The 18,498-nt window shown below is 57.8% G+C and carries 24 protein-coding genes; 12 read left to right on the forward strand and 12 right to left on the reverse strand.

All coding sequences use genetic code 11. The features are described 5' to 3' along the window. Positions 1-72: 72 nt before the first annotated feature. The 10 genes from CHN51_RS05200 to CHN51_RS05245 form a co-directional block, all read right to left on the reverse strand. The gene (locus CHN51_RS05200; protein ID WP_100093071.1) at positions 73-780 is read right to left on the reverse strand and encodes a cell wall hydrolase; all 708 of its coding nucleotides are present in this window, start codon (positions 778-780) and stop codon (positions 73-75) included. A gap of 206 nt (positions 781-986) precedes the next feature. Continuing rightward, a complete protein-coding gene (locus tag CHN51_RS05205; protein WP_100093072.1) occupies positions 987-1,325 on the reverse strand; it encodes a DUF1491 family protein in 339 nt (112 codons plus the stop codon). After that, positions 1,318-1,800, reverse strand: coding sequence for a PaaI family thioesterase (locus CHN51_RS05210; protein WP_100093073.1), 483 nt, complete (start codon positions 1,798-1,800; stop codon positions 1,318-1,320). Before CHN51_RS05210 ends, CHN51_RS05205 begins: the two co-directional genes overlap by 8 nt. A gap of 9 nt (positions 1,801-1,809) precedes the next feature. After that, positions 1,810-2,277: a PTS sugar transporter subunit IIA gene (locus CHN51_RS05215; protein WP_100093074.1), complete on the reverse strand. Its 468-nt coding sequence runs from the start codon at positions 2,275-2,277 to the stop codon at positions 1,810-1,812. Positions 2,278-2,405: 128 nt separating this feature from the next. After that, positions 2,406-2,978: a ribosome-associated translation inhibitor RaiA gene (raiA, locus tag CHN51_RS05220; RefSeq protein WP_100093075.1), complete on the reverse strand. Its 573-nt coding sequence runs from the start codon at positions 2,976-2,978 to the stop codon at positions 2,406-2,408. A 47-nt stretch (positions 2,979-3,025) separates the two neighbouring features. Next, the gene (gene dnaQ / locus CHN51_RS05225) at positions 3,026-3,724 is read right to left on the reverse strand and encodes a DNA polymerase III subunit epsilon (RefSeq protein WP_100093076.1); all 699 of its coding nucleotides are present in this window, start codon (positions 3,722-3,724) and stop codon (positions 3,026-3,028) included. A gap of 27 nt (positions 3,725-3,751) precedes the next feature. Further along, a complete protein-coding gene (coaE, locus tag CHN51_RS05230) occupies positions 3,752-4,360 on the reverse strand; it encodes a dephospho-CoA kinase (protein ID WP_100093077.1) in 609 nt (202 codons plus the stop codon). Continuing rightward, positions 4,357-5,175, reverse strand: coding sequence for a shikimate dehydrogenase (aroE, locus tag CHN51_RS05235; protein ID WP_100093078.1), 819 nt, complete (start codon positions 5,173-5,175; stop codon positions 4,357-4,359). The genes coaE and aroE overlap by 4 nt, the downstream gene beginning before the upstream one ends. Next, positions 5,172-5,777: a nucleoside triphosphate pyrophosphatase gene (locus CHN51_RS05240; RefSeq protein ID WP_100093079.1), complete on the reverse strand. Its 606-nt coding sequence runs from the start codon at positions 5,775-5,777 to the stop codon at positions 5,172-5,174. Before CHN51_RS05240 ends, aroE begins: the two co-directional genes overlap by 4 nt. Further along, positions 5,770-6,615, reverse strand: a complete 846-nt coding sequence (locus CHN51_RS05245) for a pyruvate, water dikinase regulatory protein (RefSeq protein WP_100093080.1) — start codon at positions 6,613-6,615, stop codon at positions 5,770-5,772. The genes CHN51_RS05240 and CHN51_RS05245 overlap by 8 nt, the downstream gene beginning before the upstream one ends. Positions 6,616-6,915: 300 nt before the next feature. On the opposite strand from CHN51_RS05245, the gene hemE reads away from it, so the two are divergent. The 6 genes from hemE to CHN51_RS05275 all read left to right on the forward strand — a co-directional run bounded on the left by hemE (position 6,916) and on the right by CHN51_RS05275 (position 11,305). After that, complete coding sequence (hemE, locus tag CHN51_RS05250; RefSeq protein ID WP_206170095.1) at positions 6,916-7,950, forward strand: uroporphyrinogen decarboxylase; 1,035 nt, start codon at positions 6,916-6,918, stop codon at positions 7,948-7,950. After that, positions 7,947-8,390, forward strand: coding sequence for a CopD family protein (locus CHN51_RS05255; RefSeq protein WP_100093082.1), 444 nt, complete (start codon positions 7,947-7,949; stop codon positions 8,388-8,390). The genes hemE and CHN51_RS05255 overlap by 4 nt, the downstream gene beginning before the upstream one ends. 146 nt (positions 8,391-8,536) lie before the next feature. After that, positions 8,537-9,793 carry a transcription termination factor Rho gene (rho, locus tag CHN51_RS05260; protein ID WP_100093083.1) on the forward strand — a complete coding sequence of 419 codons (1,257 nt, stop codon included), beginning with the start codon at positions 8,537-8,539 and terminating at the stop codon, positions 9,791-9,793. Positions 9,794-9,811: 18 nt separating this feature from the next. After that, entirely contained in the window at positions 9,812-10,111 is a 300-nt protein-coding gene (locus CHN51_RS05265) for an antibiotic biosynthesis monooxygenase family protein (RefSeq protein ID WP_100093084.1), read from the forward strand. Beyond that, complete coding sequence (locus tag CHN51_RS05270) at positions 10,104-10,832, forward strand: YjbE family putative metal transport protein (RefSeq protein ID WP_100093085.1); 729 nt, start codon at positions 10,104-10,106, stop codon at positions 10,830-10,832. Before CHN51_RS05265 ends, CHN51_RS05270 begins: the two co-directional genes overlap by 8 nt. A gap of 50 nt (positions 10,833-10,882) precedes the next feature. Then, positions 10,883-11,305 carry a hypothetical protein gene (locus tag CHN51_RS05275; RefSeq protein WP_100093086.1) on the forward strand — a complete coding sequence of 141 codons (423 nt, stop codon included), beginning with the start codon at positions 10,883-10,885 and terminating at the stop codon, positions 11,303-11,305. On the opposite strand, the gene CHN51_RS05280 is transcribed toward CHN51_RS05275, so the two are convergent. Together CHN51_RS05280 and CHN51_RS05285 are read right to left on the reverse strand one after the other, a co-directional pair. Continuing rightward, on the reverse strand, positions 11,302-11,703 hold the full coding sequence (locus CHN51_RS05280; RefSeq protein ID WP_100093087.1) for a nuclear transport factor 2 family protein: 402 nt from the start codon (positions 11,701-11,703) through the stop codon (positions 11,302-11,304). The genes CHN51_RS05275 and CHN51_RS05280 overlap by 4 nt on opposite strands. Next, the gene (locus CHN51_RS05285; RefSeq protein ID WP_100093088.1) at positions 11,700-12,398 is read right to left on the reverse strand and encodes a dienelactone hydrolase family protein; all 699 of its coding nucleotides are present in this window, start codon (positions 12,396-12,398) and stop codon (positions 11,700-11,702) included. Before CHN51_RS05285 ends, CHN51_RS05280 begins: the two co-directional genes overlap by 4 nt. Positions 12,399-12,530: 132 nt before the next feature. Here CHN51_RS05285 and CHN51_RS05290 point away from each other — a divergent pair, with 132 nt between their 5' ends. From CHN51_RS05290 to CHN51_RS05315, 6 genes are all read left to right on the forward strand, one after another. After that, positions 12,531-12,803, forward strand: a complete 273-nt coding sequence (locus CHN51_RS05290; protein ID WP_100093089.1) for a DUF6489 family protein — start codon at positions 12,531-12,533, stop codon at positions 12,801-12,803. 18 nt (positions 12,804-12,821) lie between these two features. After that, positions 12,822-14,117 (forward strand): tRNA uridine-5-carboxymethylaminomethyl(34) synthesis GTPase MnmE, encoded by a 1,296-nt coding sequence (gene mnmE, locus CHN51_RS05295; RefSeq protein ID WP_100093090.1) that lies wholly within the window; start codon positions 12,822-12,824, stop codon positions 14,115-14,117. Between the two features lie 74 nt (positions 14,118-14,191). After that, positions 14,192-16,057 (forward strand): tRNA uridine-5-carboxymethylaminomethyl(34) synthesis enzyme MnmG, encoded by a 1,866-nt coding sequence (gene mnmG, locus CHN51_RS05300; protein WP_100095438.1) that lies wholly within the window; start codon positions 14,192-14,194, stop codon positions 16,055-16,057. Beyond that, complete coding sequence (gene rsmG / locus CHN51_RS05305) at positions 16,054-16,671, forward strand: 16S rRNA (guanine(527)-N(7))-methyltransferase RsmG (protein WP_100093091.1); 618 nt, start codon at positions 16,054-16,056, stop codon at positions 16,669-16,671. The genes mnmG and rsmG overlap by 4 nt, the downstream gene beginning before the upstream one ends. 28 nt (positions 16,672-16,699) lie before the next feature. Continuing rightward, positions 16,700-17,482 carry a ParA family protein gene (locus tag CHN51_RS05310; protein WP_100093092.1) on the forward strand — a complete coding sequence of 261 codons (783 nt, stop codon included), beginning with the start codon at positions 16,700-16,702 and terminating at the stop codon, positions 17,480-17,482. Further along, entirely contained in the window at positions 17,482-18,435 is a 954-nt protein-coding gene (locus CHN51_RS05315) for a ParB/RepB/Spo0J family partition protein (RefSeq protein WP_100093093.1), read from the forward strand. Before CHN51_RS05310 ends, CHN51_RS05315 begins: the two co-directional genes overlap by 1 nt. Positions 18,436-18,498 lie beyond the last annotated feature (63 nt).

The following is an 18,498-nucleotide window of genomic DNA, read 5'->3' on the forward strand; positions in this document are numbered from 1 at the left end:
CTAGAACATAAAAAGAACAAAATAAAGGCCCCCGTTCGGGAGCCTTCATTTATTCGCCAATTTCCGGATCGCCTATTGATAGAAGATATGATTGTCTATCGTAGCCAGCCGCTTGAGACGCCAGCCCGGCGAAACATAGCGTGCGTGAAAGAACAGCGCGCCTTCGACCGAACTTTCCCAGCCATCGTTCATCGCAATCTTGGCAATCGCCACGGCGTTGCGCCACTGCCGGTGGCCCTTGTTGATGCGGGGCATCTTGCCACCGCGCACGAAGGAAAACTGGCTGCGCTGATATACAACGCCGCAGATCGTGTCGGGAAAACGGGGTGAAGCGACACGCGCCAGAACAACGCGGGCTACCGCCAGCTGGCCTTTCAGCGATTCGCTTTTCGATTCAAAATAGACGGTGCCTGCAAGGCAGTGCATTTCTTCATCGAGCGCGCCGGCGACCGATTGCTGGCGGACCAGCTGGCGCAGCGTCGTTGCCCCGTCATTGACAAAATCGTCGGTGGCCCAGCGGTCAGCTTCCGCCTCGCCGTTGGCAATCTTGTCCGATTCCACGACATCCTGCGGGATTTCGGCAACAACTTCCTGCTGTTCGCCGAAAATAACGGCCTGGCCGGGTTCATCTTCTTCCAGCAACGCCGGATCAACAAATATTTCGGATTCAGGAATCTCGTCATTTGCTTCCAGAGCAAAAGACGCATCTGTGACGGAAAAGGCCGCCACAACAGTCAGTGCGAGCGACAAAACGCTCGTGGCACGAAAAATTTTTCTCATAAACCTGTTTTGTTATGCGGTGAGACCAGAGCATATCCTGACAAAAACCCCGTCCGGAATGCCGAAAATGGACCGAAAACCCAAAACCCGTGGTCCATTTCTGTTCTCCCCGTCTGCGTGTTTACCGCCTGTCAATTCGACAAACGAGCGGCAACCTGCGCATCAAAGTTGAGCGCCAAATATGGTTCTGGTGAATAAAGTCAAGTTTACTGACCCATTAGGGCGATGAGCCGTTCCCCATCCGGGATGTCCAGTTCAATTAACCACATATCGGGGTCAAAACGGAATCTGCGGGCGAGATATTCGGATAATTCTTTTGAATTATCAGTACCTTGAGGCCATATCTGCTGCCAATTGGGGGTACCATCCAGCGATGGCATATTCTCCAGAAGCCTAGGGTTTTCCCCCTTTTCAACGCACTGGACGAGAATGGTTCCCGAAATCCGGTCCCCTTTTTTCAGCACTGCCCCGAAACCGCCACGCTGGTCGACCAGCCGGAGCAGCGTCTGGACCTTCATTTCCGCGGAAAGCCGCGGTTCAATCATCCTTCTTGTACCCGGGCAAGGATGCCAGCGGGATGTGCGAACGCATGAAAGTCCCGGTGCCGCGGGCTATTTCTTCGCCTTCGTCATCGACCAGACGCGAATCCGCGACAAACACCCTCCGTTTACCGCTGACCCACCGGCCTTCCGCGATCACCGGTCCCGACTTGAGCGGCTTGGTGAACAACAGATTGAACGCTGTGGTCAGGATGAACCGGTCGGAAACCAGACTGTTGGCTGCGTAAAAGGCAGCATCGTCGAGCATTTTGAAATAGGCGGTTCCGTGCACCGCGCCGGCGGCATGATAATAGCGCTCGTCCACCGTGAAAAATATTCGCGCCATGCCGGCATCGGCGATTTCAAGACGGGAATTGAACAGCCGGTTTATCGGCGCTTCCGCATATAGCCGTTCGAGAGCCCGGAAATGCTCCTGCGCCCCTCCAGCATCCTGCGGACCGTCCGCCGATCTGTCGTTCATCGCCAAGGATCAGGCCGCCCGCTGCTCGCGCTGTCTGTTGAGCAGCGCGAAAAGCGCATCCTGACCCGATGCACCCCGAAGTTTCGCCACCATATGGTCATCCCGCAGAAAGCGGGAGGCCGCGGCCAGCGCCTTGAGATGCTCGACACCGCTTTTCTCCGGCGACAGCAGCGCGAAGATCAGATCGACCGGCTTGCCGTCATGCGCGTTGAACGGCGCCGGTTCGGCGAGCCGCAGGAAAATGCCGATACAATGATCGAGGCCGGGCAATTTGGTGTGCGGAATCGCGACCGACCGTCCGAATCCGGTCGATCCCAGCGCTTCGCGAGCCTCGAGACCGGTGCGGATGGCCTCGGCATCGAGTCGATAGCATTCCTGCCCGATTTGGCCGATGGTGCGGAAGATATCATTCTTGTCGCCAATGTCCTGACAATCCCGCACGGCGGCGAGCTCCAGTCTAACGGGCAAATCAGTCATGAATCTTTCCTCTTGTCCCGGCGAAACTCAGCCAATTCGGCAACCACCGTATAATCCGGTCGTTGATGCGCGTTGAACCAGCCGCTACAAATACCGGTTATCCGTTCGGTTTAAGCGATACGGGCCTGTCAGCTATTTGGTTCCACCCAACCGATCATGCCATCGGAGCGGCGATAAACCATATTATGGGCGCCAGTGCCAGAGTTTTTGAACAAAAGCGCGCTGGTATTGCGCAAATCCATCATCATAACCGCATTGGATACGCTGGCTTCCGGGATGTCGGTGCTGGTTTCGGCGATGATGGCGGGCGATTCGCCGTTCACTTCGCTTTCCTCTTCCTCTTCGGAGGCTTCGAACACGCGATAGGCTGCTTCTTCCTGCTTCGCCGCATATTGGGCCTGGACATGATGGTCGTTCAGCCGGCGCATATAGCGGCGCAGCTGCTTTTCGGTCTTGTCGGCGGCCTGTTCGAACGCCTGATGCGCATCGCCGGCCTGCGCGTCCGATTTCAGGGTGAGACCCTGCATCACATGCGTCACGATATCGCATTTGAACTGGGCGTGGGGGGCCTTGCTCACGGTAACGTTCGCTGAAATCGCCTTGGCAAAATATTTGCTGGCAATCGCGTTCATCCGATCCTCGGCATGGGTTTGCAACGCATCGCCGGTATCGACCTGATGTCCTGAAACACGAACTTCCATATTCACTCTCCTTTTGCTTCTGCACCGTTACGCAAACAGTGGTGCAGCTAAACCTCAGACCAAAGAGGGTTTTCTATGCCCTCGATAAAAATCCTGTGCCGCGCCAGCTCGTCCTCGCTGGCATGATGCTCGCGCGCGGCGATGAACTGTTTCCGCTCTGCCGGCCGTGCCGCGGGCCGCATATCGCGAACCGGATCCTGCTTTCTCGCATCATCGGCCAGACCGAGTCCGATCTGCCGGCCGCCGGTCAGCTCGATATAAAGCTGGGTCAGCAGTTCGGCGTCCAGCAAAGCGCCATGTTTGACGCGGTGGCTGCGATCGATGCCGTAGCGCGAGCACAAGGCGTCCAGCGACAGTTTCGCACCGGGATGTTTGGATTTGGCGATCGCCAAAGTGTCGATCATGCGGAACTGGGAAATCGGCTTGTACCCGCACAAGACCAGTTCGGCGTTGAGAAACTTGAAATCGAACTGGGCATTATGGGCCACCAGATTCGAATCTTGCAGGAAGGACAGCAATTCCTCGGCGCCGTCGGAAAACAGTTTCTTGTCGGACAGGAACACGTCCGAAAGCCCGTGGACTTCCTCTGCCGCCTTGGGCATCGACCGCTGGGGATTATAATAGCAGTGGAAGGTCTGCCCGGTTTCGACCCGGTTGATCATTTCGATACAGCCGATTTCCACCATCCGGTCACCATTTTGAGGATCAAAGCCAGTAGTTTCGGTGTCGAAAATTATCTCTCGCATAAGGCCAATATCGGACCGATCTTTGGGTTACGCAAGGGCAGCTTTCAGTTTTTGAACAAGTTTACGCACCTGCTGACGGGTTTCTGCCAGTGGCAGCGATGTGTCGATGACGGAATCGGCCTTTTCGCGCTTTTCCGCGTCCGGCATTTGCAGCGCCTTGATGTGGGAAAAGCGCTCTTCGCTCATGCCGGGCCGGGCGAGAACACGGTCCCGCTGATGGTCTTCGCCGGCCGAGACGACGACGATATGATCGACACCCTGAGCGCCCGATTTCTCGAACAATAGCGGAATGTCGAACAGGATCATCGGCCGATGCCGATTCTCTTCGAGGAAGGCGATACGCATCTCGCCCACGGCTGGATGAATCAGCTTTTCGAGCTTTTGCATGGCGCCCGGATCGCCGAGCACCGCCGCACCCAGTTTCTGCCGGTCGACGCCTTGGCTGTTCGTGGTGCCGGGAAACAGCGCTTCGATCTCTTCGACCAGCGCACCATCCCGGCCCTGGAGCTCGTGGACAGCGGCATCGGCGTCGAACAGCGGCACACCTTCATCGACAAACATCTGCGCAACGGTCGATTTGCCCATGCCGATCGAGCCGGTGAGGCCGATGATGAAGGGCCGGGTCCGGTCGGTCATGCGATCAGCCGCTTTCTCAATTCCTCATCATCTTCCATTGGCGGCGTCGCGCCGAAGAACAGTTCGAAGGCGAGCGCGGCCTGGCCGATCAGCATGTCGAGACCATCGACCACCGCCAAGTCCCGCTTTTTCGCCGCGCGCAGCAGACCGGTGTTCAGCGGCGCGTAGACCAGATCATAGACCAGCGCGTCGGCCGGCAGGGGACCGAGATCCAGCTCGAGCGGCGGCTTGCCCGTCATCCCGAGCGGGCTCGCGTTGATCAGCAGATCGGCTGCGGGCAATTGCGCGTCCATCGGCATCACCCCGCCCTTGGCCGAGGCCTGCATCAGCAAGCCGGTGGCTTTCAGGCCGTTGCGCGCGACAATGGTAATCTCGCCGATGCCGGCCTGTTTCAGCGCGAACAATACGGCCCGAGCCGCACCGCCGGCACCGATGACCACGGCATGTTTGCCCGACCAGTCAGTGTCGGCGATCGGTGCGAAAAATCCCGCGGCGTCGGTATTGGTTCCCATCAGGCTGCCGTCATCCTGCCGGACAATCGTGTTCATCGCGCCGATCTTGTCCCGCACGCCGCCCGGATCGGCGACCAGATCGAGCATGGCGATCTTGTGCGGCAAGGTCACATTGCATCCCCGCCAGGCCGGATCGGCGCGACGCCGCTCGATATAGCCGGGCAGTTCGTCGGGCGTGACATGGCAGGCGCGATAATCCGCCTTGATATCCAGCCGGTCGAGCCAGAATTTGTGGATCAGCGGCGACTTGCTCTGGGCGATCGGGTCTCCGATCACCTCGGCATAAGGCATTTCTGTGGTCATGACGGTAAGATACCCCGGATACGAAGATAGTCCAGCAGATGCAGAAGCGGCAGGCCCATGATCGTGAACTGGCTGCCGTTGATGGCGGAGAAAAGCTGCGCGCCCCGGCCCTCGATTTCATAGCAGCCGACACAATGGCGGATATTGTCCCATTCCGATTCCACATATTGCGCAATGAATGTATCGCTCAGCGGGCGCACGGTCAGCGTCGCGATATCGACATGGCGCCAGACCGGCTTGCCCTGTTCGGCGATCACGGCAGCGCTGAAAAGCTTGTGCTTCCTGCCGGACAGCAATTTCAGATGGGCTATCGCGTCGGCCTGATCGACCGGCTTGTCGAGCATGCTGCCGTCGTCAAGCGCCAGCATCTGGTCGCCGCCCAGCACCAGTCCCGCGCCGATCCGCTGCGACAGCCGGACCGCTTTCGCCTCGGCCAGCGCGTCGGCAAGATTGCGCGCGGTCACGCCTTCGCTTTTGAGGCCGTCCCTCAGCGATTCCTCGTCGACATTCGGCGCAATGGCTTCGACCGTGACGCCAGCGGCGGCCAGCATGGCCTGTCTCGCTTTGCTGCGGGACGCCAGTATCAGCGGCCTGTCATTCATCCGGACCGGCCTTCTGATCTTCCCCGGCGGCAACGTGACGCTCGTTGTAGAGATTGATGATCGCCGCGGCCGATTCCTCGATAGAACGACGGGTCACATCGATCATTGGCCAGCCATTGTCGGCAAACATGCGGCGGGCATATTGGGTTTCGGCCTTGACCTTCTCTTCGTTGACATAGTCGGTTTCCGGCGCCTGATTCAGTGACAGCAGACGGTTGCGGCGGACCTGCACCAGCCGCGATGCGCCGGTGATCAGGCCGACGACCAGCGGGTTTTTCAGATGGAACAGGGAATCGGGCGGCGGCGATTCCGGCACGATCGGAATATTGGCGGTCTTGTAGCCGCGATTGGCGAGATAGATGGAGGTCGGGGTTTTCGACGTCCGGGAAACGCCGGCGAGCACGATATCGGCCTCTTCCCAATTTTCCCAGCCGACGCCGTCATCATGGGCAATGGTGAACTGGATCGCTTCCACCCGGGCAAAATAGGCCGCATCGAGAATATGCTGGCGGCCGGGCCGGGCCTTTGCTTCCTGACCCAGCATATTGGACAGCGCATCGGTCACCGTATCGAGCGCCGGAACCGAGGGCAGGCCCAGATGCCGGCATTCGCGCTCCAGCTTTGCCCTGATGTCGCGGTTGACGATCGTGAATATCACCAGCCCCGGATTGTCCGCCACTTCGACCAATATCCGGTTGAGATGCTTCTCGGAGCGGACCATAGGCCAGAAATGTTTTATAATCTCGACACCGTCGAACTGGGCCAGCGCCGCTTTGGCGATATTTTCCAGGGTCTCGCCGGTGGAATCCGACAGCAGATGGAGGTGGAGACGATTCATGGCCTAAGCTTTGTGATTTCACGGGGGATAAAGCAAGGGATGAAAATGTGGATAAGTGGTCGGGCAATATTCTTCCCCGACGTCCGCAATTTCATCCACAGCGGATCAACATTGATCGATTCCATCAACAGTCTGTGGATAACGGGGATGAGATTTCGGAATCGGTCAAATTTTCATCAACCAGCGCCTGTCAATCTGTTTGTAATTGCGGCGCTCGCGGGTTACCGCCTTTTCCACGCTCTATCATCAACAACAATCTAATATAATATATAAGATAATATAATGGATAACCGTCTCGCTATGCCGAATGGAAATGAATCACAGAAAATTCTCCTGCAGACATTGCTCGGCAAGAAAAGTGATCAAACGCCGGTCTGGCTGATGCGTCAGGCAGGCCGCTATTTGCCGGAATACCGGGAGTTGCGGGCCAAAAAGGGCGGATTTCTGGAACTTTGCTATGATGCCGAGGCTGCGGCCGAGGTGACTTTGCAGCCGATCCGGCGTTTCGGTTTCGACGGCGCGATCCTGTTTTCCGACATATTGATCGTACCGCATGCCATGGGCCAGAAGCTCTGGTTTGAGACGGGGGAAGGCCCCCGGCTGGCCCCGAGGTTACTGGACGCGGCTTTGGGCTCTCTGGAGGCCGCTCCCGAGCATTTTGAGGCCATATATGCCACGGTCCGGTCTGTCACTTCGCAGCTCGATGACAAAACGACCTTCATGGGCTTCGCCGGAAGCCCGTGGACGATCGCAACCTATATGGTCAACGGTCAGGGCAGCAAGGACCAGGCAGCCACGCGCCGCTTTGCCTATCGTGACGAGGCGGCCTTCGGCGAACTGATCGCCGCCATTGTCGACAATACGGTCACCTATCTGCTCGGCCAGATCGAGGCCGGCGTCGATGCTTTGCAATTGTTCGACAGCTGGGCCGGATCCCTGTCACCCGCGCAATTTGAAAAATGGGTGATCGCGCCCAATGCGGAAATTATCGCGCGGCTGAAAGCGGTCCATCCCGATCTGCCGATCATCGGTTTTCCGAAAGGTGCGGGCGCCAAATTGCTCGCTTATGCCCGCGAGACCGGCGCCGATGCGATTGGCCTCGATGAAACCGTGGACCCCGTCTGGGCGCATGAGAATCTGCCGAACGATTTGCCGTTGCAGGGCAATCTCGACCCGCTGGCGCTGATTGCCGGCGGCGAAGCGCTGGAAAAATCGGTCCGGCATATCCTGCAGGTTTTTGAAGATCGCCCGCATATCTTCAATCTCGGCCACGGGATTTTACCGGACACACCCATTGAACATGTTGAAAAGCTGCTTACACTTGTCAGGCAATGAATGAAATTCTGTCCATGCTCTATCTCTGGCTGAAATCGGCCCATCTTATCTTCGTGATTTTCTGGATGGCGGGGCTGTTCATGATGCCGCGTTTCTTCGTCTATCATCAGGAATCCGCCGTTGGTTCCGACGAGGACCGCAAATGGATCGAGCGCGAGGGCAAGCTCCGGAAGATCATTCTCAATCCTTCCTTGATCATTGTCTGGATCGTCGGATTGGCGCTCGCTTATAATATCGGCGCTTTCAGCCAGGGCTGGTTTCACGCCAAATTGCTCGTGGTGCTGGCGCTGACCGGCTATCACGGCTGGATGATGGGCTATGTCAAAAAACTGGCCCGTGGCGAGCGGACGATGACCGACAAGGCCTTGCGGCTGGTCAACGAAGTGCCGGGAATTACGGCCGCGATCATCGTCATATTGGTAATCGTCAAGCCATTCTGACCGGCTCTGGTTGACACCCAAATGACAAAGGCGTATTTAGACGCCAAAGCCCGTCCGGGCGAATTTTCATGTGAATCGAAGACAGCAACATGCTGCGCACATGCGGAATTGAAAAATTACCTCCTGACATATCTGGATAAAACTCCATGCATTTAAAAGAATTAAAAGAAAAATCGCCTGCGGACCTGGTCTCGATGGCTGAAGAGCTGGGCGTCGAGGGTGCCTCCACCCTGCGCAAACAGGATCTGATGTTCGCGATCCTCAAGGAACTGGCGGACAATGACGAACAGATCATGGGCGTCGGCACGATCGAAGTGCTGACCGACGGATTTGGTTTCCTGCGCTCGCCCGATGCCAATTATCTGGCCGGTCCCGATGATATTTACGTGTCGCCCAATCAGGTTCGCAAATTCGGCCTGCGCACCGGTGACACCGTCGAAGGCGAAATCCGCGCCCCGCGTGACGGAGAACGCTATTTCGCGCTGACCAAGCTGATCTCGATCAATTTCGACGATCCCGACGCCGTTCGTCACCGCGTCAATTTTGACAATCTGACGCCGCTCTATCCGGACGAGAAGCTCAAGCTCGACAGTCTCGACCCGACCGAAAAAGACAAGTCCGCGCGGGTGATCGATATCATCTCGCCGCAGGGCAAGGGCCAGCGCGCCCTGATCGTGGCGCCGCCGCGGACCGGTAAAACCGTGCTGCTGCAGAATATCGCCAAGGCGATCACCGACAACCATCCGGAGATTTATCTCTTGGTGTTGCTGATCGACGAACGGCCGGAAGAAGTGACCGATATGCAGCGTTCGGTGAAGGGCGAAGTCATCAGCTCGACCTTTGACGAGCCGGCCACCCGCCACGTCCAGGTCGCCGAAATGGTGATCGAAAAGGCCAAGCGCCTGGTCGAGCACAAGCATGATGTTGTCATCCTGCTCGACTCCATCACCCGTCTCGGCCGTGCCTATAACACCGTCGTTCCCAGCTCCGGCAAGGTGCTGACCGGTGGTGTCGACGCCAACGCCCTGCAGCGTCCGAAACGCTTTTTTGGTGCTGCGCGGAATATCGAGGAAGGCGGCTCGCTGTCGATCATCGCGACCGCATTGATCGATACCGGCAGCCGGATGGACGAAGTGATCTTCGAGGAATTCAAGGGTACCGGCAACTCGGAAATCGTGCTGGACCGCAAGGTTGCGGACAAGCGTATCTTCCCGGCGCTCGATGTCGGCAAGTCCGGTACCCGCAAGGAAGAGCTGCTGGTTGAGGACGAGAAACTCAAGAAAATGTGGGTCCTGCGCCGTATTCTCATGCAGATGGGTACGATCGACGCGATGGAATTCCTGCTCGACAAGATGAAGGACAGCAAGTCCAACGATGATTTCTTCGACAGCATGAACCAGTAGCAGCAAACGGTTCTCCTGGTGATTCTGGAACATGCCCTGTTGCAGGTTCGGCCCGGGCAGTCGGATGCTTTCGAAGCGGCTATGGCGGAAGCGAGACCGATCATCGCGCGCCAGGCGGGGTGCCATTCGGTCGAGGTTCGACCGGAACAAGGGAACCCGGATCGATATTTGTTGTTGGTGACATGGGACCGGATAGAATCGCATCGCGACGGATTTCGCGGTTCCGAAGATTACCAGCGCTGGCGCGCCTTGCTTCACGCTTTTTACGACCCTATGCCCGAGATAACTTATTACGGACCCGGTATTTTCCATGATTGATCTGATCTCCATCTTTTCCGCCGCCGCCTCCGGGCTCGGTTCGCCCGCTGATATCTGGCAGGCGATTCTCACCGATTTCTCCAAGATCGGCACGCCCGAAGCCATGGCGGCGTTCGGGCAGGTGATCCTGATTGATCTTGTCTTTGCAGCGGATAATGCGATTGTCGTGGGCGCCCTGGCCGGCGGATTACCGGCGGAACAGCGCCGGAAGGTCATTTTGATCGGTATTGGCGCGGCGTTGATATTGCGCATCTTGTTCGCATTGATCGTGGTGCAATTGCTTCAGATTGTCGGTTTGGTGCTGGCGGGTGGACTGTTGCTGCTCTGGGTTGCCTGGAACTTCTACCGGGAAATTTTCCACGAAGGAGAGTCGGAAGGCTCGCCGGAAATCGAAGGCGACGAGCATAGCGGTGTCAAATCAGGAAAAACTTTCTGGGCTGCCGCCTGGGCTGTGATGGCCGCCGACGTATCGATGAGCCTGGACAATGTGCTGGGCGTCGCTGGCGCCGCGCGGGAGCATCCCGGTATATTGGTCGTTGGTTTGATCCTGTCGGTCGCGCTGATGGGCCTCGCAGCCAATGTCATCGCCAAATATATCGAGCGCTACAAATGGATCGCTTATCTGGGTCTGGCGGTCATCGTCTATGTCGCCGGCAAGATGATCTATTCAGGCTTGGTCGGTGACGAGCAGACGATCGGGGTGCTGACGCTGTTCGGGTGATTGTTGAGCGGGGCGAAAAATTTTTGTAGGATCGATTGGTGTCAGACCAGATGATCCCGATTGCCATTATCAACTCCCGTAGCGAAACCATGGTTGTTGCATCGCTGCTGGATGCAGCCGGGATATTGGTTCACATCGGCGGATATCATCATGCATCGGTGTCGATTTGTCCGCTCGCGCTGGGTGGGTTCCGATTGACGGTGCCAGCGTTTCAACATGCTCAGGCGAGTGCAGTCATTCTCGATACACCCGGATTTGGCGAGTTCAGGTTCAGCTATGGTTTGCGACGTGCGGTGGTGAAATTCCTGCTACTGTGGATCGGTATCGTCGGTTTGCTAGCTATTCCCAGAATTCTCTATGATCCGGAATTCTGGATACCAAGCCTTGCCCTCATCCCGCTTTCTGTTCTCGGTGTTCCGGTGAATCCGCAAGGCTGCAGTGAATATTTTCTGGCGAGGACTGCAGAAGCCTAACCCTTCATCTTTTCCAGCATCTTGCCCATTTCTTCCCAGACCTTGTTGATCGCCTTCAGCGGCCGGACCATTACCTTGAAATCCTGAATCTTACCGTCGTCATTCCAGCTGATGATGTCGACGCCGTTGACCTGGATCCCGTCTAGCTCAAGTTCGAACTCCAGCATCGCCATATTCTGCGATTCATCGACAATTTCCCGGACATAGCGGAAGCTGTCATTGGCCAGCACCACATCGGCGGCGCTGAGATAGGCGACGACCATCGGCTTGCCGGATTGCGGCGTGTGCACGACGGGCGAATGGAACACGGCATCGTCGGCGATCTGGTCGGCCAGACCGGAACCGCCTTTATCCTCGAAATGGTCGTGCCAGACTTTCAGATTGGCGCGCGCGCTCATGCCAGATGCTCCTTGAAAAAGGCTTCGGTCCGGCTGTCGGCCAATGTCGCGGCTTCTTCATTGCGGCGTGCGCCGAACTGGGCGGCAAAACCGTGATCAAGGCCTTCATAATCGTGCAGCGTCACTTTCGGATGATCATCCAGCCCGGTGTGCATCGCTGCCTGCGCATCGGCGGGGACAAAGCCGTCGGCGGTGGGAATATGCAGCATGACTTCATGGGCAATCGCGTGCTTTTCGCCGAGCAGACCGTCGATACCCACACCATAATAGCCGACAGAGGCCCTGATATCGGTCCGGCAGGCGGTCATGAAGGCGAGGCGGCCACCGAGGCAATAGCCGACACAGCCGACCTTGTGGCTGCCGATGCTGTTCTGGGCGAAATGGATTACCGCTTCGATGTCGCGAATTCCCTGATCCTGATCAAATTTGCCCATCAGGTCGAGCGCCTGCTGGAATTCCGCTTCCACGTCGGCATCAAGATCCGTGCCTTCGTTAATCCGCCAGAACAGATCGGGGGCAATGGCGAGATAGCCTTTGCTGGCCCAGTCATCGCATTTCGCCCTGATGCCCTTGTTGACCCCGAATATTTCCTGGATGACGATGATTGCAGCGCTGATCTCGCCCTGTGGCCGGGCGATATAGCAGGGAAATTCAGCGTCTCCGCTCAGTGTCTTGATTTGTTCCAACGCGCCCATCGTTACAGCTCCTTTGCATCATCTCTTGATTCTTTGGCTACATTATCCCCATATCAGCTTCAGACAAGGTGGAACATCAACCTGTTGAGTGAGGGGGGAACTCGCTTCGACGGTCAAACAGAGGAAGTCAAAATGAAAGTCACCGTTGAACTGGACTGCACGCCGGAAGAGGCGCGCCGCCTGATCGGTTTGCCCGACGTTGCGAAACTGAACGAAAGCTATGTCCAGGAAATGTCGAAATTTCTGCAGGGCGCCAATTCGGTCGAACAATTGCAGAATTTCACCAAGATCATCGCCCCGATGGGCGAGGCCGGCCTGAAGATGTTTTCCTCTTTTCTGACCGGCGCCATGGGCGCGGCATCGGGTGGAGGAAAATCTTCTTCGACCAAGAAAAAGTCCGATTAGCCCCCGTTTTTCGATTCTATGACCGCCGACGATACCATTTTTGCCCTGTCCAGCGGGCAACCGCCGGCGGCAATCGGAATCCTGCGGATCAGCGGCGCGAAGGCCGGGCAGGCACTCGAATCGCTGACCGGTAACTCACCGGAACCGCGTGTTGCTTTCCTGTCAGATATAACCGAGCCGGTTAGTGGAGAGCTGCTGGATTCGGCACTGTGTCTCTGGTTCCCCGGCCCGAATAGCGCAACCGGCGAGAATCTGGCCGAGATCCATTGTCATGGCGGTCGGGCGGTTATCCGGGCAATCGAACAGACGCTGGAACAGATGGACGGGTTGCGCCGGGCCGAGCCGGGAGAATTTACCCGCCGTGCCTTCACGTCAGGAAAAATGGACCTGGCAGAAGCCGAGGGCCTGTCCGATCTGCTGTTTGCCGAGACCGAATTGCAGCGCAAGGCAGCGGTGCGCAATGCGGGCGGCGCCTTGTCGCGCAAGGTCGATGGCTGGCAGCAGATAATATTGCGATTGTCGGCACGGGTCGAAGCCGAGCTGGATTTTTCCGACGAGGATGATGTTGCCCCGGCGCAAATGGCGCAAATTCAAAATACTGCCCGTTTGCTGGTCGACGAAATGCAGATTCTCCTGAAGCGTCCGCGGGCCGAGAAATTGCGCGACGGCATAAGGGTCGTGCTTGGTGGTCCGCCCAACAGCGGCAAGTCGACTTTGCTCAATGCGCTGGTCGAGCGGGAAGCTGCGATTGTTTCGGATATTGCCGGCACCACGCGCGATGTGATCGAGGTGCCGATTGCGCTCGGCGGGATTCCCTTTCTTTTCATTGATACCGCCGGTGTTCGCGAAACCGGTGCGGAAGCCATCGAGCAGATTGGCATCGACCGGGCGCGGGAACAATTTGCCGAGGCGGATATCATCCTGTGGCTGGGCGAAGAGGGGCAGGGGCCGGATCGCGACAATCTGATCGAGATCAGCTCGCGCTGCGACCATCCGGATTACACGCCGAAGGCCGCTGCGGCATTTACCCTGTCGCCGGTCAGCGGCCAGGGAATGGACCTCCTCGTCGATCATCTTGTGGAAAGAGCCCGACATATATTACCGGACGCCGATCAGGTCAGCGTCAATGCGCGCCAGGCGGATCGCCTCTCTGCGGCTTGCCAGAGTCTGGATGCAATGGAAGGCGAACAGGATTATCTGATTGTTGCAGAACATCTGCGCATGGCCCGCAAAGCACTCGACGAAATCACCGGCAAAGCCAGCACCGAGCATATGCTCGACGGACTGTTCGGAAAATTCTGTATCGGCAAGTGATTGTTCCACGTGGAACAGGAGGGCGTGAACGGTAGGTTTTGACCTGTAATCCCGCTTCCGCTATGGGCCGCGCTATGACGCAGACATTTGACATCATTGTTGTGGGCGGTGGCCATGCCGGTTGCGAAGCAGCCGCGGTGGCCGCGCGCATGGGTGTATCCACAGCGCTGGTCAGCTTCACAAAAGACAGCATTGGCGCCATGTCCTGCAATCCGGCAATTGGTGGACTGGGCAAGGGCCATCTCGTGCGCGAAGTCGATGCCTTTGACGGGCTGATCGGGCGTGCCGCCGATGCCGCCGCGATCCATTACCGGATGCTCAACCTGTCCAAGGGCACGGCGGTGCAGGGGCCGAGAATCCAGGCGGACCGGAAGCTTTACAAGGCGGCGATTCACCGCATGCTCGACGCGCAGGACGATCTGACGATTATCGAGGGCGAGGTCGCCAGTCTGGTCATGTCAGAATCGCAGGTCACCGGTATCCGCATGGCCGACGGTTCAACGATCAACGCTCAAGCCGTCATCCTGGCAACCGGAACCTTCCTCAACGGCAAATTGTTCCGCGGCGAAGAAACGCTTGAGGGCGGACGGACAGGGGAGGCTGCATCGGTTTCCCTCGGGCAGCAAATTCGTGATGCCGGTCTGCCGATCGCGCGTCTAAAAACTGGTACGCCGCCACGGCTTGATGGCCGGACGATCAACTGGGCTGCCCTGCCGGAACAGCCGTCTGATGACGACCAGTGGACCATGTCGCCGCTGTCAAATGGGCGAACGGTTCCCCAGACATTTTGCGCCGTCAGCCGGACCACAGCCGAAACCCATGAGATCATTCGCGGGTCGCTCGATCGTTCGCCTCTGTTCAGCGGCGCGATCGATGCGCAGGGCCCGCGCTATTGTCCCTCGATCGAGGACAAGATTCACCGCTTCGCCGACCGGGATTCGCATCAGGTCTTTCTGGAGCCGGAAGGTCTCGATACCGATCTCGTCTATCCGAACGGTATCAGCACCTCGCTTCCCGCCGATGTCCAGTTGGCTTTCGTGCGCACGATGGAAGGTCTCGAGCAGGCGGAAATATTGGTGCCGGGCTATGCGGTGGAATATGACCATATCGATCCGCGCGCGCTGGATCGCTCGCTGAAAGTCCGCGATCTGGAGGGCCTCTATTGTGCTGGCCAGATCAATGGCACCACCGGCTACGAAGAAGCGGCGGCGCAGGGACTGATCGCCGGACTGGGCGCGGCTTGCGCGGTTCAGGACAAGGTCGCGCCGGTGCTGGATCGCGGCACCAGCTATATGGCGGTGATGATCGATGACCTGGTTCTGCAGGGCGTCACCGAGCCTTATCGCATGCTCACGGCGCGGGCGGAATATCGCCTGCGCTTGCGGGCGGACAATGCCTCGACCCGATTGACGCCGATTGCCATGGAAGCGGGTTGCGTATCACGCGAGCGCGCTGACTGGTTCTCCGCTCGTCAACAGCAGCGCAACCATATTCTTAGCAAGCTGGAAAGCATATATTCCAGCGAAGATCTGGTGAAGGCGGGGATTGAAGTCCGGCGCGACGGCACCCGGCAAAGCCTGTTCCAGTGGCTTCGTTTTCCCAATATCAGCATCACTGCGCTGGAAGACTTGGAAGCATGTTTGACCGGAGCGGAGCCGGCCCTGATGTTCGAGATCGAAGAGGATGCCCGTTACGCGCCCTATCTCGAACGGCAGGAATCCGAGTTGCGCGATCTGCGGGCCAATGAGCAGATCCGTCTCGGAGATGATCTTGATTATGCCGGTATCGCAGGCCTCTCCAACGAAATGGTTGAGCGGTTGACGACAGCGCGTCCCGAGACTTTGGCCGCGGCGTCGCGGATCCGTGGTATTACGCCGGCGGCTCTCGCAGCGATACTCGTCCACGCAAGGCGCCGCGATGCCAGGAATATCGCGGCATGACCGAGGAAGAGGCGCAAGCCTGGCTTCGCGCTGAATATGATGTTTCACGTGAAACATGGGAGCGACTGGAAGCCTTCAACGCCCTGTTGCGAGACGAGATGCAGCGCCAGAATCTGATTTCCAGAGCCAGCGCCGACAGCCTCTGGGCGCGCCATATCGTCGATAGCGCGCAACTTCTGCGCTATGCACCAACGCCCGATTCCGGCAAAATCTGGCTGGATCTGGGTACCGGTGCCGGTTTCCCGGGTATGATTATCGCCATATTGACGCGTTACCAGGTCCGGATGGTGGAATCACGCAAACGCCGTGTCGAATTTCTGAACGACGTCATCGCGAAAACCGGGATCGCGGAACATGCTTCCGTGATCGCCGATCGGCTGGAAAATGTCGAAAGCTTCCCGGTCGATGTCATAAGTGCTCGCGCTTTTGCACCTTTGGAACGGCTCATCGCACTTTCACACCGTTTTTCCACAAAAAATACGCTTTGGCTCTTACCAAAAGGCAAAAATGCGGTAAGGGAGTTGAAAGGCCTGTCGCCAAAACGGCAAAAAATGTTTCACGTGGAACATAGTTTGACCGATCCGGACGCCGGTATATTGGTGGGAAAGGGCTAGAAACCTAATTTCTAGGGTAGAACTGCAGATGGTTCGTATCGCAATAGCCAATCAAAAAGGCGGAGTGGGCAAGACCACCACGGCAATCAACATGGCTACGGCACTGGCCGCGAGCGGCTGGAAAGTCCTGTTGATCGACCTTGATCCGCAGGGCAATGCTTCCACCGGTCTCGGTCTGTCGCAGGGCGACCGCGTCAACAGCAGCTATGATCTGCTGATCAATGATGTCTCGCTGACCGATTGTATCAACCAGACAAAGGTGCCCGGTCTGGAAATCGTTCCCGCCACCGTTGATCTGTCCGGTGCCGAAGTGGAACTGGTGGAATTTGAAGAGCGGACGCACCGGCTGAAAAAGGCGCTCGACGCGGCCGACAACGGGCGCTGGGATATCATTCTTGTGGACTGCCCGCCGTCGCTCGGCTTGCTGACGCTCAACGCGATGGTCGCAGTTGAATCGCTGCTGGTGCCCTTGCAGTGCGAATTTTTCGCGCTCGAAGGCCTGAGCCAGTTGTTGCAGACGGTGGAACGCATCCGCGCCCGCTTCAATCGCCAGCTCTCGGTGATGGGCGTGGTCCTGACCATGTATGACCGCCGCAACAAGCTGACCGAACAGGTCTCCGACGATGTCAGGGCCTGTCTCGGCGACGTGGTGTTCGAAACCGTGATACCGCGCAATGTCCGTCTGTCCGAAGCACCGAGTCACGGACTTCCCGCGCTGATCTATGATTATCGCTGCAGCGGATCGGTCGCCTATATCGATCTTGCCCGCGAGCTGATCGAGCGTCTTCCAGACCGAAAGGTGGCCGCTTGATGGACGAGGACCAGGCGCTCAACGAAAAGGCGAAGAAGGCACCGAAGCGAGCAACCGGGCTGGGCAGGGGGCTGAACAGCCTGTTTGGCGAAATCCAGCGCGAAGAACCGATCGTCACCAGCGAACCCGCCGAAAGCAATAACGATGCACCGGAAAGCGTGGTCGATGGTCTGCGCTCGATTGCGGTTTCCGATATCCGGCCCAATCCCGACCAGCCACGACAGCATTTCGATACCGATGCGCTGGACGAACTGGCCAACAGTATGCGGCAACGCGGCGTCATCCAGCCGATCGTCGTTCGGCCGCACGGCAAGACGTTCCAGATTGTCGCCGGCGAACGCCGGTGGCGGGCTGCACAGCGGGCCCGGCTGCATCAGATCCCCGCGGTCGTCCGCCATCTCAACGATGAAGAAACATTCGAGATCGCAATCGTCGAGAATGTCCAGCGCAAGGATCTGAATATCATCGAAGAGGCGGAAGCCTATGCACGGTTGAGCACCGATTATGGCCACAGCCAGACAAGGCTGGCCGAGATCGTCGGAAAATCGCGCAGCCATATTGCCAATATCATGCGCTTGCTGGAACTGCCGGCCAGCGTCAAAAGCCTGGTCGTCGAAGAAAAACTGACCATGGGGCACGCGCGGGCCCTGATCAACGCGCCCAATGCGGAAGAACTGGCGCCGCAAATTGCGAAAAAGGGACTGTCGGTCCGTGATGTCGAACGGCTCGTGCGCAAATCGATGGCGGTCAAGAAGCCGATGTCGGCGAAGAAAATGGCCGCCATGTCGGAGACCGATGCGGATATCCAGGCGCTGGAAGCGCATCTTGGCGATCTGCTCGGACTGAACGTCAAGATCCAGTCGAACGGTCAGGGCGGAACGATGGCTATCGAATATGCCAATCTCGATCAGCTCGATCTGATTTGCCAGCGCCTTACCGGCGAACATATTTGATATCGGACGGCCGCAAATGGCCTCTCGGGCCGGAACACGGCCCTGCCAGGGCAGGGTAACGCG

The organism is Sphingorhabdus sp. YGSMI21 (genome assembly GCF_002776575.1).
Taxonomy (GTDB): Bacteria; Pseudomonadota; Alphaproteobacteria; order Sphingomonadales; family Sphingomonadaceae; genus Parasphingorhabdus.